The 14310-nt window shown below is 54.0% G+C and carries 11 protein-coding genes and 2 pseudogenes; 8 read left to right on the top strand and 5 right to left on the bottom strand.

Annotation, left to right across the window (positions count from 1 at the left end; translation table 11 throughout):
• Positions 1 to 357 precede the first annotated feature (357 nt).
• From K8V32_RS04650 to K8V32_RS04635, 4 genes and pseudogenes are all read left to right on the top strand, one after another.
• Positions 358 to 1224 (top strand): ABC transporter substrate-binding protein, encoded by an 867-nt coding sequence (locus K8V32_RS04650; RefSeq protein ID WP_303903613.1) that lies wholly within the window; start codon positions 358 to 360, stop codon positions 1222 to 1224.
• A 313-nt stretch (positions 1225 to 1537) separates the two neighbouring features.
• Complete coding sequence (locus K8V32_RS04645; RefSeq protein WP_303903610.1) at positions 1538 to 2365, top strand: fumarylacetoacetate hydrolase family protein; 828 nt, start codon at positions 1538 to 1540, stop codon at positions 2363 to 2365.
• Positions 2366 to 2510: 145 nt separating this feature from the next.
• A pseudogene (locus K8V32_RS04640) lies at positions 2511 to 3962 on the top strand (FAD-dependent oxidoreductase); the annotation flags it as partial.
• A gap of 181 nt (positions 3963 to 4143) precedes the next feature.
• Positions 4144 to 5565: an MFS transporter gene (locus tag K8V32_RS04635; protein ID WP_303903607.1), complete on the top strand. Its 1422-nt coding sequence runs from the start codon at positions 4144 to 4146 to the stop codon at positions 5563 to 5565.
• A gap of 244 nt (positions 5566 to 5809) precedes the next feature.
• Here the strand turns inward: K8V32_RS04635 and K8V32_RS04630 are convergent, their stop codons facing one another.
• On the bottom strand, positions 5810 to 5998 hold the full coding sequence (locus K8V32_RS04630; RefSeq protein WP_303903604.1) for a hypothetical protein: 189 nt from the start codon (positions 5996 to 5998) through the stop codon (positions 5810 to 5812).
• A 100-nt stretch (positions 5999 to 6098) separates the two neighbouring features.
• Positions 6099 to 6650: pseudogene (locus K8V32_RS04625) on the bottom strand (transposase); the annotation flags it as partial.
• A gap of 21 nt (positions 6651 to 6671) precedes the next feature.
• Here K8V32_RS04625 and K8V32_RS04620 point away from each other — a divergent pair.
• Positions 6672 to 6818 (top strand): hypothetical protein, encoded by a 147-nt coding sequence (locus K8V32_RS04620; RefSeq protein WP_303903601.1) that lies wholly within the window; start codon positions 6672 to 6674, stop codon positions 6816 to 6818.
• Positions 6819 to 7035: 217 nt separating this feature from the next.
• Here the strand turns inward: K8V32_RS04620 and K8V32_RS04615 are convergent, their stop codons facing one another.
• Positions 7036 to 8277: a substrate-binding domain-containing protein gene (locus K8V32_RS04615; protein ID WP_303903598.1), complete on the bottom strand. Its 1242-nt coding sequence runs from the start codon at positions 8275 to 8277 to the stop codon at positions 7036 to 7038.
• 128 nt (positions 8278 to 8405) lie between these two features.
• Between K8V32_RS04615 and K8V32_RS04610 the strand changes: the two genes are divergently transcribed.
• Genes K8V32_RS04610 through K8V32_RS04600 form a run of 3 tightly spaced genes read left to right on the top strand, consistent with a single transcriptional unit; the run spans position 8406 to position 11906 of the window.
• Positions 8406 to 9932 (top strand): sugar ABC transporter ATP-binding protein, encoded by a 1527-nt coding sequence (locus K8V32_RS04610; RefSeq protein WP_303903596.1) that lies wholly within the window; start codon positions 8406 to 8408, stop codon positions 9930 to 9932.
• A complete protein-coding gene (locus tag K8V32_RS04605) occupies positions 9925 to 10884 on the top strand; it encodes an ABC transporter permease (protein ID WP_303903593.1) in 960 nt (319 codons plus the stop codon). Before K8V32_RS04610 ends, K8V32_RS04605 begins: the two co-directional genes overlap by 8 nt.
• Complete coding sequence (locus K8V32_RS04600; protein ID WP_303903590.1) at positions 10881 to 11906, top strand: ABC transporter permease; 1026 nt, start codon at positions 10881 to 10883, stop codon at positions 11904 to 11906. The genes K8V32_RS04605 and K8V32_RS04600 overlap by 4 nt, the downstream gene beginning before the upstream one ends.
• A 269-nt stretch (positions 11907 to 12175) precedes the next feature.
• On the opposite strand, the gene K8V32_RS04595 is transcribed toward K8V32_RS04600, so the two are convergent.
• Positions 12176 to 13222, bottom strand: coding sequence for a dihydrodipicolinate synthase family protein (locus tag K8V32_RS04595; RefSeq protein WP_303903586.1), 1047 nt, complete (start codon positions 13220 to 13222; stop codon positions 12176 to 12178).
• A 14-nt stretch (positions 13223 to 13236) separates the two neighbouring features.
• Entirely contained in the window at positions 13237 to 14250 is a 1014-nt protein-coding gene (locus tag K8V32_RS04590; protein ID WP_303903583.1) for an ornithine cyclodeaminase family protein, read from the bottom strand.
• Between the last annotated feature and the right edge of the window lie 60 nt (positions 14251 to 14310).

The following is a 14310-nucleotide window of genomic DNA, read 5'->3' as shown; positions in this document are numbered from 1 at the left end:
CCTGAGGACGGACCAAACGACTACTACCGCAATCAGGAACTACCGCAGTCGATGCTCGAGGCGTTTCCGCCGGCCCCGCAGCCAACTGCCACTGAAGAAGGTCTCGTGCCCGGTACTGAAGACGAGCTGATTCGTATGGGCGCTACACACCGACCTAACCAGTAACATTCCCGCGGTCTCGTCGAGAGGCTTGGGCTTCTCGACGAGGCCGGATCATTGTTGATCTAGTCCGTCCTGGATGCCGGCATCAAGGTACAAGGCCTCCTGGTCAGACGATTGGTTCTACTAATTCGGTGAACAGCCCAAGCCTTTACAGCAGGTTCGACTGGGCGGCAAATAGGAATAGGAATAGGAATTATGGCTGAGACGCTTAGGCAAACATATTTCGTGCCCCCAGTTCCGGTGGTTGTAGCGAAGCATCTTGATGTTTTCGAGAAAATCGGGCTCAATGTGGACTCAAAGGTCACTCGATCTAGCAATGAGCAGCGGGACGATCTCCTCAACGCAGAGTGCGATGTTGCCATAACTGCCATCGACAACATGCTGGTGTGGAATCAGCACGTTGATGATTTTCGGTTGGTAGGACAAGTTGAGCGCACGACTCCTCTTGGGCTTTATGCACGATCGGGGTTAACCGATGTATCAGGGCTATCAGGACTCCGGTTCGCAGTTGATGCAGCATCCAATGGGTTCGCCATTGCTGCGAAGTATTTACTTGCTGAGGAAAAAGTCGCAGACGTCGAATTCGTCGAAATCGGTGGTGTGAGCGAACGTTTGGCTGCGCTTTTGGAGGAGCGGGTGGACGCAACGTTGCTTGGTCCACCTTTTGATGAAATGGCCGAGCAAGAAGGTCTTACTCAGTTGGCAACGGTCAATGATTTGGCTAGAGACTATCCCGGCCAGGGCATCGTGGTATGCGAGTCTCGACTCGACGAGATTCAGCCGCGATTGCACTTGTATTTGAAACTACTACATGAAGCAGTTACTTGGACCGCTAGCGCACGCCGGCAAGAAGGTCTCGAGTTGCTGGCACAAGCAGGTTTCGGCCCACGGGCGCAAGAATCCGGATGGGATACTAAGCCGACTACTCTTGTCCCTTCGGCTGCTGGCCTTGAATTGCTTGTCCATATGCGTGATGAGCTGGGTATGCTGCCGTCCACGTTTCAGGATATTCATTCCCTGTGGAGGTCTGACGTACTTGAGGCAGCCTTGGGGAGTTCGTAACGCCAGGACTGAGCCAAACACATCGGTCTACATCGTTGATCCTCAACTTTTTCGTGGCGGTAAAAACCACGAAACCTTTACACAACATTCACTATCGGACGCCTGAGAGTCGTGTTCGAATGCTGCGGTAAACGCGGCCAATGATGGAAGGAATACTATGGGAGTTCAGTTTTCAATAGGCACATTTAGTGCAGGGGGGAAATATTTCCCGGGCATGGTGATCGCAGACCGGGTATACAGTATTTCTAGCGTGATCCCTGAGGTCACCAGTACAACAGTTCTGCTTTCTGACTGGAAAAGTAACTTCGAGCGCTTGAATGAGTTTGCTCAAGATGAGCAAAAGCGCGCAGCTTTCGACTCCACTCCGGTCGTAGATCTTCAGACCTTGCCGCCGGTGACTCCAACAGGTCAGCTGATAGCTGCTGGAGCTAACTATCGCCAACATGTCATCGAAATAACGGTAGCGCATCAGCTGGGTGACCCTGACGCTTCTGCCGAAGCTCTGCGTGAGCAAGCAGCACAGGAAGTAGACGAGCGAGCACAAAATGGAGAACCTTATGTGTGGATCGGATCTGCTTCGGGAATGTCTGGCGCATATGACGACGTGCTCCTTCCGGAGGTCGGTAACGATCATGACTGGGAGCTCGAACTCGGAGTAGTCATTGGGCGGGACGCTTACCGCGTTTCTGAACAAGACGCCATGGAATATGTGGCCGGGTACACGATTTGCAACGATATCACCACTCGCAGCCTTGTGCCTCGAAAAGATATTCCAATGATGGGAACCGATTGGATGCGCTCGAAGAACCATCCGACATTCTTCCCCACGGGCCCATATATTGTGCCAGCCGCATTCGTCGAAGATCCTCACGACCTCGAGATCCGTTTGTCACTGAACGGAACTCCAATGCAGCAGGGGAACACCAGTGACATGGTTTTTAATATTCCGAAACTGATCTCGTATATAACGTCTTTCATGTCGCTGCATCCCGGCGACATGGTCATCACTGGTTCGCCCCAGGGTAACGGGTCGCACTGGGGGAGGTTCCTTCAAGCTGGTGACGTCATTGAAGGCAGCATCACTGGCCTAGGAACGCAACGTAATCGCGTTCGCGACCTATCCGAAGGTAAGAGGGCTTAGGTGCTTCTGGAAGTGCCACAGCAAAAGCATTGCATTGCGGTGTGACATGAATTACATTACATACGAAACGGTTCGAACTTAAGGGAGCTGAAATGGTTGAGGTTCATGACGCAGACGTCATCGTGGTCGGTGGGGCCCGGTCGGAGTAACTGCGCTGGCGTTGTTGGGTCAACTCGGCTTGACTGCTATTGGTCTTGAGAAGGACCTTGAAGCGTGGCCCACCGCGCGTGCTGTGCATTTCGACGGCGAGATTTTTCGGGTACTACAAACCTTGGGCGTCGCGGAAGAGCTGACGGCAGCGACCCTGCCAATGTCCTCAACTCATTTTCAAAATGAAACTGGGGAGGTTTTAATTTCGGTGCCCACCGGCGAATTCGGTCCGCAAGCATGGCCTAATAACATCACGTTTCACCAGCCCGAGGTTGAACGTCTAATACGACAGCGGATCTCTGAACTGCCCAACATTGAACTGCGTCGGGGTGTGACTGCAGGTGAAGTCAGAAATATCTCGGGAGGGGTCGAAGTCAATATTGTCGACTCCAACGGCCAAGAAGCAGTACTTCGTGCAAAATGGCTAATTGCGGCTGACGGTGCGCGCTCGCCGATACGCCGAGCTTTGGAAATTGAAAGTGAAAAATTCGGGGAGGATGCCGAATGGGTCGTCGTAGACGGCCATTTAGTCGACAGCCCTGGCTATGAAGATGACATGGTTTTCCTTTGTCACCACACTCGACCAGCCTTATGGATCCGCTTACCAGGGACTCGTGTTCGGATGGAATTCATGGTTATGGAAGGAGACGATCTCGACGAGATTGTCACCCCGGCGGCAATTGAACGCATCAGTCGAGGAATACTTCCAGCGGCGCAATTCCATCCAGACCGTCAGGCAGTCTATACATTTAGAGGACGAATTGCGCAACGATGGAGAGAAGGCAGAATATTCCTCGCTGGAGACTCTGCTCATCAAGCTCCGCCGTGTTTTGGACAAGGGCTTTGTGCAGGAATCAGAGATGTTGCGAACCTAACATGGAAGTTAGGACTCATTAAACGAGGGGTCGCGGATGAAAGCCTTTTGGATACCTATGAGACAGAGCGCAAACCGCACGCCCAATTCTGGGTGGAACAAGCGACCAACGCTGCGATGTTTCTTCAGACAACGGACGCAGAAGCGGCCCGTAAGCGAGACGAATATCTGTGGGCCAATCCAATGGAGGCAGCCCCGGTTTCTCCGCCCATCGGACCAGGTTTGCGCGATGCAAACGAAGGCGACATTGCGGGCTACTTGAGCATACAGCCCATGCTGGCGGATGGTAAGCGCCTGGATGAGCTGGTTGGGCTACGTTTTTTGATTGCTGCTAATGCGGAACTGTACAACCAACTGAGTTCGGAAGTACGCCAGCAGATTGAATTCAGCGACCACATCGTCGTCATGAACGAACCAGAGAAAATCAATCAGCTTCTGGAATTTAGTGGTTCTTCGGCGGTCGTCGTCCGTCCGGACCGTTACGTGCTCGGTGTAGGGCAATCTGCAGGTGATCTGGAACTTCTGGTCCAGTACATTCCTGGAATATCAGTACCGACACCACAAAGCGTCTAACCAGCGGCCAGCGATAATCCGTATCACTGGACGATTGCAATTGAGCCCTTGACGGGGGCTCTATTCGCACTATCAAAAATATTGACCCGCCCTCAGGTTATAGCCGCTGTTGCGAGGATCCTCGCGTCCTGACAACGGCGGATTGTACAGTGGGGCCCTGAGTAGAAAGCTCTAATCCTCGATGCACACGCATCAAACTAAAAAGCTAGATTTGACTTCAGCTATGGAAGCCCAAGGGCTGACCAAACGGCACTGGCTATTTTTCTCAGTGATAGCATTAATAATGCTTTTTGATGGAATGGACGTGACGATTGTAAGTCATATTTTTCCGTCTCTCATCCAGGATTGGGGTGTTGAAGTAGGCGGCGGAATCGCGATTGTAGTGAGCGGCGGCTTCGTGGGTATGGGAGTTGGAGCACTTATTGCCGGTCGGTTAGCCGATCTCATCGGAAGAAAGACCGTATTCATTTGGGCCGCTGCGCTCTTTTCAGTTGCCACGGCACTAGGGGCAACCTCTGGAGACTTTGCGGCCTTTACTCTCTGGCGTTGGATAGCCTGCCTTGGCATGGGTTCGACGATGGCGAGTGCGAACGCACTTCTATCCGAACTCGTTCCTAAGCGAAACCGCGCTGCATTGCTTGCCGTTGCGTACGCCTTCGTAGGTTTAGGTACGGCTTTGGGCGCGTCACTTGCAGGACTGATACTCCCCACAGAAGGGTGGCGTCTTCTTCTAGCGATGGCAGGTATAGGTCCATTTATATTCGTGGTCCTCGCCGCATTCGTCCTACCGGAGTCTCCCGGCCACTACCTTGCACGTGGTTCAGTTGACCGTGCGAAGCGCTCAGTAAAGCGAATCGTTCCAGACCTCGACCTAAACGAAGTAGAGTTCGTTCTGCCGGAGCAGCCAACGAGTACCTCAGAGCATCAAACGGGTGCACTGACCAAGCTAATGTCTAAGACCTACGCACCTGTGACAATTCTTTTGTTTATTTTCGGATTCGTCTCCCTGGGAACACAGCTCACCATAGTGCAGTACCTTCCGATATTGCTGCAGCTGCCTTCCACCGGCCTTGACACGGTTCAGAGCAGTGCGATCGTGAGTCTTTATGGGCTGACAAGTACCGCGGGTGGTTTATTAATCGGGGTTTTCCTCGCAAAATGGTCAAGGTTCGTTGTTTTTGGAACCCTATTGGCGCTGTCGTCCCTGACAATTTTGACAGTGGCGCTAACACCCGCTCCGGGCTACACGCTGCTTCTGATTATGTTCGGGATTTTCGGTGCTATTGTCCCCTCTGTGCTCGGCCCGTCACGTTCGATACTGGCGGCTACCGCGCTCCCAACAGATATTCGCGCCACTGGGATCGGGACCACAGAAATGGGCGGACGAATTGGTTCTGCACTCGGCGGTGGAATCGGTGGCGTTCTTATCGGCACTGGCATTGGACTCAGCGGCTTTTTGCTACTCCTCTTGTTCCCAATCGCGCTGCTAGGAGGGGCCCTGGGCGGACTGAACATTCTGTCTCGAAAGAAAGAGTCGGATAATATTGGGGCGTACTCGTCGAATCGGCATGACAAGGTATTACGCTCAAATGCACAACAATAGACACGCTAAAGAGCATTGAGTATCCGACGACGAATGAGGCACTTCAATAACTGCACTAGAAATATGAACTTGACAACTCATCGGGGCTGACCCATGATATTTCAGTTCTGTGTAGCCTACTTTCATTGGGCGGGCAGGTGCTGCATCATTCGCCGGGCTCGGCGAACAATTCGAGACGTGACGTGAATACTTCTCGGACGAATATTGACAGTCCCTGCTCCGTTCTATCGCAGTCAACGACTTCTCAACCTTCCCAGCGAACAAAGCCAAGCAACCAGTCAGGGTTAATAACCAGGGTTACCTGATTGGCGATGCGATCGTCTTTCACATCGTTGCGGAAGAGTACCGCATCGTTGGCGGACCTGCACCACTGGACTGGATCCACTTCTATACGGAGACTCGCGGCGATGACATAACCATCGAGCGGGACCATAATTCGGATATCCGGCAAGAGGACCCTGAATACTATCGCGTTGTAGTTCTACAAACGCTGGGATTTGGCAGCGTCTGGCCCAGCTGATCAAGCCTTCTAAGGCTTCGGTAGCCTCCGTCAGATTCATCTGAAAGAGCGCTCGGAGTCCTTCTTTCAACAAATAGGCTCGGTGCAGTCGGCGGTCGGTTTTGGCGATCCAGCCCAGTATGGTCTGCTGGTGTTCACCCAGATGCGCGGGGTTTTCCATAACGCATATCGGCCCCTTTGAGTGCTTTGGCCTTCTGCGTGACTGGCCGTGGTGGTCCGTCTTGGGGTGGTCTGCCGCGGCCGCGTTTGGGTTCGGAGCGTGCCAGTTTCCGGGCGTGATTCCAGGCTTCACAGCGCACTGCATCTAAGACGTCAGTGGCCATGAGACCACATGAAACGGGTCGGCTGCTCGCACTGCGTTGGGGCAGTATTCGGCGACGACATCACCAACCGAGTCGGCGCCATCGGCACTGACATAGGCGCCCCGGCCGTCCCCGGAGGCGTCCAACGCCCCGAAAAATCCGCGCGGGGTGGCTTCGGTATTAGCCCACACCCGATCAATGATCGACCCGACTGTTCGCCAGGCCACTCGCATCAACACCGTGACTGCGACCTTGGAACACTGGGTGGCTAACCAGACGACCTGTTGATCAAAGAACCGGGTATGGCCTGCGGTATGCCGCGCCTACGGCACCTGGCCAACGACTACCCCGTAGGTTGGGCATTGGACTCTGGGCGCATCGGCTTCCAAAAACACCGGCACCGCACCCGAGTCCAGGGTCCGCCACCGTGATCATAGCCAGCACACCGCACCAGGCAGACCCCGCACCGGGGTTTGAGTTTCTCGGTCGGTCGACACCGAGCAGGCTTCGCCATAGACGAAGTTGGTACACGCCGTTCACTTACGTATTGGGTTTTGAGTGTTTGATGTTTACAAACCTATACAGTGAACGGCGTGTTTGCGTTTCTACGACTCCCCAGCACTCACGGAAGAATCAATAGCACCAGTTTTAGTTGGTGAATAACTCATCGAGGTGTTCTTCCGGGAAGAATGCTTCCGGGTCACCGTCAAAGAGGCTTTGGTCAGTGATCTCCCAAGAATCATCGCCAAGTTCCACAATGTTCTCGGAGTCGAGAATCTGAGCTGCAGTGATCATCTGGTTAACCTTTGGGCCGTCGCCATTGAGCATCCGGATGCCTACATTTGCGTAGACTTCGCCCATTCTGCTGGCAGGGCTTACCGAACCGGTGTATGGGTATTCAGGGTTTTGGATAGCCCAGCTGACGAAACCCTGGGTGGCACCAATATCAGCGATCGGGACAGGGTCACGTCCTGAGTCTAAGAAGGCCTGCAGGACCCCAACGCCCATCGTTCCAGATTGAACCACGCCGGTGACAGGCGTCGGGTTGCTCGATAGGAAGTTCAGGGTCTCCGCCTGTGCTGTTCCCGGCTCGAACGTGCCAGTGACCTCACCGGCGACGGTGATGTCAGGGCACTGTTCCAGTGCTGCGTCATAGCCCATAGTGGCAAAGGTGTCAGTGGAGTTCCCAGGGACACCTAGCACCCGCAGGATTGCGCCTTCTCCACCCATTGAACTAAAGACCGATGCGCCAGTTTCAGCCGCCTGGAGCACAGGGTTTAGCGAGACACTCACAGCGTGTTCAGAATCTACCGGGACTTGAAAAATGACGACGGGGATACCTGCATCAGCTGCACCGGCGAGAGCGTCGAGAGTGGAATCGGGCGCTAGGGGCAAGAAGAAGATGATATCTGGATCTTGGGAGATAGCCTCTTCAAACTGTTGCAACTGTTGTGGTACATCCGCATGCGAAGCTGGCGCGTACTCGGCGATCAGCTCGACATCATTTTCTGCAAGGGTGTTCCGCATCGATTCATAGAGCGCCACCTGAAATGGGTTGGTAGGGGGATCAGTGACCATCGCGGCCGTGTATGGTCCGTCATGGTCTGGCTTCCAATCCTCCCACTGCGATTTCTTGACCTCATATGGGTAGCCCTGATAGGCGGCTTGAACTTCTTCGCTCATTTCTCCGAGCAGGGCGCTGGGGTCGTTTGGCGCCATCTCGGGGATCGAACCGCACGCGCCGGCCTGAACAGCAGAGTCGTCTGCTACGGCAGCTGCATCATTCTCTTCGGAGCCATTTCCAGTGCAGCCGCTCAGCAGCAAGGTAGCCGTAGCAACGCCGCTTAAAAGAATAGGTAATCGGGTGCGTGATGAATTGCGTTTAGTCACGTTTTCTCCTTGGTGTACATAACGTGTTTTTGCATCGAGGGTGTGTGTGCGAAAAGAATCGACACGGTTCGATACGTACAGTATGGTATACATGTGATGCAAAGCACAACACCACGTTGAGAGGTTCCATGGAAAAACGAGGACAGCCGTTGTTCCAGATGGCAAAGATTGAAAAAAACTTTGGCGCCACGAGGGCGTTAGTAGAAGCCAATATCGAACTATTCCCCGGAGAAGTTCACACACTCCTGGGGGAGAACGGCTCTGGAAAAAGCACGCTAGTAAAAATTCTTGGAGGTGTCCACCAGCCAGATAGTGGCAAGATGCTTCTTGACGGTGCGGATCTAACGCTGCGCAGCCCCCGCGGAGCTAGTCACTATGGTATCGAGACGGTCTTCCAAGAAGTACTCACTGCAAGCCACCAATCCGTCTTGCAGAATATCTGGCTCGGCTCAGACGGGATATTTCGTCGACGATTTAAGACGGCGACCCAACGACAGCAGGCAACCGAAGTATTGGAGCGGCTTCTGGGCAACGCCCAATTGGATGTCCCTGCAGCTGAGCTTTCTTTGTCACAACGACAGGCCGTGAGTATTGCTCGCTCGTTAGTTCGTCGACCTCGCGTCCTGATTCTGGATGAAGCAACCGCTGCACTCGATGTACAAACCAGAGACCGGCTTTTTAACGAGATCCGGAGGCTAACCGCGCAGGGTTCGGCAGTGCTATTTATCTCTCACCGCATGGACGAAGTAGCCGAAATCTCAGATCGAGTTACCGTATTGCGCTCCGGGCAGACTATCTCCACGGTTGCAAAGGAAACAATGACCATAAGCGGATTGATACAAGATATGACCGGTTCAAAAGCTAGTCCAGAGGAGAGTTTCAAGCCCCCTCGAGAACCTGGCAAGGTAGTTCTGCAAGCTCGAGATATCCAATTGGCCGAACAGGCTACGAAAATCAACGTGGACATTCGAGCCGGTGAAATCCTCGGACTCTGCGGACTCGAAGGACATGGGCAGGACCTCTTCATTCGTCGCCTCAGCGGTTTCGCAGGGGGGCCGGGCCGTGTATCGCGGCTCGAAGCAGAGCAAAATAATTCAGCTACTCCTGTGGGACGGCGCAATGCTGCAGGTTTGGGGGTTGCTTATCTGCCCAGAGAACGTCGCGGTGAATCGTTATTTGAACAGATGTCCATCCAGGAGAACTTTGCGCTGCCGACGATGCGTCAAGACAAGATTGGACCATTCCTGAGCAGGAAACGCATGGCTGCGCGCTTTCGAGAGTATATCCAAAGTCTCAGTATCAAGTTAGGGAGTCCCGACGATTCCATCACCACGCTCTCCGGCGGGAACCAACAAAAAGTGCTGCTTGCACGGTGGTTGGCGACGGAACCTTCGGTTCTGTTGCTCAATGATCCCACTCGTGGAGTCGATATCTCAACCAAGCTTGAGATATACCGCACGCTTCAGGACCTTGCATTACAAGGAACTGCGATTGTGGTGCTTTCAAGCGAAGTCGACGAAATCGTCCAACTGACGGACAGAGCGCTGGTCTTTCGGGACAAGACCGTTTTTGCCGAGCTTGCCGGCAAGGATCTTCACCAGCAGTCTATTGTGACCGCATACTTTGGCCAAGAAATGGAAGTGCAGTATGAATAGGATATTTGCTTTTCTCCAACAACGTCCTTATGCCTTTGCACTGCTGTTATGCATCGTGTTGCTGGCTCTCAATATTATCGTCTCGCCGAGCTTTGCGAATCCCACTCGTTGGCCGGCCATCTTGGGCACCTTCGCACCGTTTGCGCTGGTGGGCTTCGCCTCAACACCGTCAGTCCTCTCCGGTGGGATGGACATTTCAGTGGGACCTCTGACTACCTTCATTAGTGTCATCTTCATCGCCGTGCTGATGCCCGCGGGGCTTGGCTCTTGGTACTTTTCGGTACCGATTCTGTTGATCCTGGCCACAATTGTCGGCATGATCAACGGAATCCTTGTTGCGGTGGTCAGATTGCACCCGGTCGTCGCGACAGTAGGAATGCTCTTCATACTTATTGGTTTATCACAGACCATCGCACCAAACCCCGTTCAAGCTGCCGATCGGTGGAGCGCGGGATTGGCACGAACCCTTGGCTTCATGCCTGGTGCACTGTTGACTATTGGCGCTGCAGCGCTCATTTGGTTTTTACTTAGGCGCACCGCATTTATCAGTAACCTGTTGGCGACCGGGGATAGCGATCTGTCAGCTTTCGGCTCCGGTGTCAACGTGACGGCGGTTCGGATTTTGGCCTACGGTCTCGGAGGACTCTTTGCTGGTATTGGTGGTATCGCACTGGCAGCGCTGTTGCAGTCTTCAGAGTCAGCGTTGGCTACAACCTACGCGCTGTTGGGCCTCGCCGCGGTCGTCCTGGGTGGTACCAGTCTTCTTGGCGGCCGAGGCAGCATGTTAGGAACTCTCTTTGGAGCCTTTGCCATTTATCTTATCCAGCAGTTGCTGACCGCAGGTGGCGTGCAGTCAAATCTTATCCAGTTTGCTTACGGCATCGTTCTTGTCGTGGGCGTACTCGTCAGTGCGACCCTGTTGTCAGCGCGGCAGAAAGGAAAACTCCAGTGACAACCACCCATACCGTTGTCGACGCGCGTCATGATGCGCCCGCAGTTCCGTCCAGATGGACAAAGTTTCGCTTATCCGTCTTAAGACTTCCGATTTTGCAGTTGTCGGTTCTGCTGGCGCTGGTTCTGTGGCTTGTCATCAGCATTCCGGCATTCGTTAATCGGCTGTCTATCGTATCTGTGCTCATTCTTGCGGCGCTGCTCGCGTTTGCAGCACTAGGTCAAACTTTCGTGGTACTCATTGGGGGTTTGGATCTAGCGATACCCGGATATATTATCGTGGGTGCTTTTATCTCCTCGAATCTCGCAGGAGGAGCTGGATGGCCGATACCTCTGGCGCTGCTGATGACAGTCGTTATATGTGGTCTCATGGGCGCCTTCGTTGGATTTGTTAGTCATCGATACAATATTCAGCCCCTCGTGTTGACGCTTGGGGTAAATGCCGCACTGGTCGGCGGCACCCTGTTTGTGGCGAAAGCGAATTTCACATCCGCTCCGCCGGATTCACTGCGAGCGCTTACCGCCATTAACGGGACTACCTTCGGGCTTCCCATCCCGCCGATCCTGTTGATTGTGCTCACTGCGGTCGTGCTAGTGTGGTTGTTTTTGACCCGGACTGCCAGTGGGCGTCGCCTATATGCCACCGGAACGAATGCCCGAGCCGCCGAGTTGACAAGGGTCCACACCGGTAAAGTCTGGACTTTGACGTTTGCTACGTCGGGAATAGCTGCAGGGATCGCAGGGATGTTTATCGCAAGCTTTAGCGCCGGATGGTCCGCCAATATCGGCGAACCATACTTCTTTACTGGCCTGGCTGCGGTACTGCTGGGCGGTACGACTTTCGGTTCGATCCATGGCAGCTATACCCGGACAGTGTTAGGTGCCCTGATCCTGACTTTGCTGTCCACGATTGTGCTGAGTGTCGGAATGAGCGAGTCCGGAAGTCGCATCATTTACGGTTTCGTCGTCATTGCGGCAGCATTTCTCTATGGCCGCGAAAGACACGTCCGCAACCGCTTCTAATGCCGAACAGCTCACGACTCACACGCATAACGACCGTTGTACCCACCTGTTCAAGGGCGCGACGGTCGTTAGGCGATTGTGACGGGTCAGGCTGACCAGCTCTGGGTTGGCATTGATGTGCTGCCGTTACGGAGGCCATACAAATTCCCTCGCGTGCATATTGCGGTGACGGATGGGACCCACCCATATCCGGTAGAGAACGGTTGGGTGGATACACTAATGCCGGTCCCCCACCGTGTAGCTGCGGGACCGGCATTAGTGTATCTAAGTTAGGCTCCGATGGAGACCTTCGGTGCGCGAGCTGGAACGCGCCCGTGCACGAATTCCTCATCAGGAGAGTCGGTTACATAAAGGCCCGAAGCTTCCAAGCTTGCACGAAGCTGCTTCATGAAGCGATCGGGGAGTTTGGTTGCCGGAGGACGAAGTGCTCCGCCGTTATAGCCAGCTAGCCACTCTTGGTATTTCCACTGGGTACGGCTGATCATATTCGTGCCGGGAGTGGAGGTCGCTGATACAGTATTGTTTGCAGCCCGTGCTGGCGTAACCTGCCAGTAGAGCTTCATAGCTTCCTCCCACTGGCCATTCCGTGCCATATCGAATACCCGAGGGTAGTAGTCACCCATCCAGTTGGTGTTAGCGGTTGCGGAATATTGAAGGTTAAGTTGAGACATCAACGGGATCGTGTCAGCTTCAATAGGCGATGAAATGACGACTTCATCGCGGAAGTGGTGGTACATTTCCATGAGCCCCGGAATTCCCGGATAGCCCTGTTCTGCTTTGATCGCCACAATGTTTGGTAGCTCATCGATAACGCGACGCACGAAATCGACGGGCATGCCTGCCGGATGGATGCGTTCGAATCCCCAAGCTGGGAGTGGGAACAGCATCGTGGCCAATTGCGTTTCTTCAGTAAAGCGCTTGGTGTAATCAAAGACCTCGTCGAATGAGGTCGGCCAGAACGATGCTGGGTAGGCCAACAGGGCGCGATCCACACCGGATTTCGTAGCTAATTTTGCTGCCTCGATGTTTTGTTCCAGGGTGCCGTAAATGGCGTGGAAAAACAGTCCGAAGTCAGGGCCGGCGGCTTCGCGGGCGATTGCCGCCATCCGTGCATTTTCTTCAGGAGTGATATTGACTTCGGCTACCAGGAGGGTGCCGGTGTATCCCATTTCTTTGAGACGTAGAACATCGTGTCGGATGGCGTCCTCGTTCAACTGCGAGAAGTCCGCGGTGAACGATGGGTGGGTTACGGCAGCTGCCCCCACAAATTTTTCACGCGCCCATGCGCGTGCTTCTGTTACTGAGTAGTCCAGCATTTATTGCTCCTTAGTTATTTAGCGCTTGTAACGATGGTTGCGGGGAGTTCGGTGCCCATACCCAGGGCGCGGGCACGGTTGTATAGCATCTCAGCGACAACAATGTCCTGAAGGCCAGAGCCCGTAGATTTATAGATTCGAATTCCATTCGACGTGTCGATGGAAGTTTGGGAATTGAGTGCGGTGTTCAGACTGAGTACTTTGCCGTTGAGATGGATCCCTGCGGCTTGTGCGGCCAACATGTCACCGCTGTCGTGGACTACTTCGTCATAGGTGTCCACCACAATTGTGGAGGCTCGATCAATAAGTTCGACGGGGACTTCGCGCTGCCCACGGGTAGTCGAGCCAATTGAGATGACCGTGGCATCGCGGGCCACGGTTTCGGCTCGAATGATTGGGGTTTCGTCTCGCGATCGAGCCGCGCACAAGATCAAGTCAGCACCATCTACGGCGTCATCAGCGCTTGAAACTGGGACGGCCTGTGAGCCATCTCTGGTGCTGAAATCGGCCGCGAAAGCTTCCCGATTAGCAGGTGTCGGACTGAAGACTCGGATGGATGAGAACTCGGCGACGTTGCCCAGCGCCTGTAGGTGGGAGCGCGCTTCGAAGCCAGAACCGATGACCCCAATGGATACCGGTTTGTTCGGCAGGATGGTAGAGGCTCCCACCGCAGTGGTCGAAGCTGTTCGCAGCCCCGTGACACGATTGCCATCGATCAACGCGACCAGTTCGGCGGTATCTTTATCGAACAGATTGATCATGTAGCTGACCTGCAGGCCGTCGGCGAAACTTCCCACGATGGATTTTGCGCCGAAGAGCTGGCCCGAAGCAGGAATTGAGGGCATGATGCGCATCCATTCACGCTGTGAGTCTGCAAAAATGCGTCCAGGTGTTCGGTGCTCGTCTTCGGCAGCTGAGTAAGCCGCTCGAATCGCTGCAATCGCATCTTCAAAATTGGCCAGCGTTGCAACATCTTGGTCTGTCAGGAATAACGGTCGCCGGATGTCGGGGTTATTCTCAATGCTCATTTCACTCCTTGCTTCGGGTCTTTCTGAAACCTCTTGAGCGAGTTTTCAAACAATGCTGTA

Source organism: Enteractinococcus helveticum (assembly GCF_020742345.1).
GTDB lineage: Bacteria > Actinomycetota > Actinomycetes > Actinomycetales > Micrococcaceae > Yaniella > Yaniella helvetica_A.
Note: the sequence above shows the minus strand (reverse complement) of the source record. Positions and strands in the feature narration are given on the sequence as shown.

Excerpts from the sequence above, each read along its gene's own strand:
- K8V32_RS04650 (WP_303903613.1), top strand. The coding sequence starts at position 358 with ATGGCTGAGACGCTTAGGCAAACATATTTCGTGCCCCCAGTTCCGGTG.
- K8V32_RS04635 (WP_303903607.1), top strand. The coding sequence starts at position 4,144 with ATGCACACGCATCAAACTAAAAAGCTAGATTTGACTTCAGCTATGGAA.
- K8V32_RS04630 (WP_303903604.1), bottom strand. The coding sequence starts at position 5,998 with ATGGTCCCGCTCGATGGTTATGTCATCGCCGCGAGTCTCCGTATAGAA.
- K8V32_RS04610 (WP_303903596.1), top strand. The coding sequence starts at position 8,406 with ATGGAAAAACGAGGACAGCCGTTGTTCCAGATGGCAAAGATTGAAAAA.
- K8V32_RS04605 (WP_303903593.1), top strand. The coding sequence starts at position 9,925 with ATGAATAGGATATTTGCTTTTCTCCAACAACGTCCTTATGCCTTTGCA.
- K8V32_RS04595 (WP_303903586.1), bottom strand. The coding sequence starts at position 13,222 with ATGCTGGACTACTCAGTAACAGAAGCACGCGCATGGGCGCGTGAAAAA.
- K8V32_RS04590 (WP_303903583.1), bottom strand. The coding sequence starts at position 14,250 with ATGAGCATTGAGAATAACCCCGACATCCGGCGACCGTTATTCCTGACA.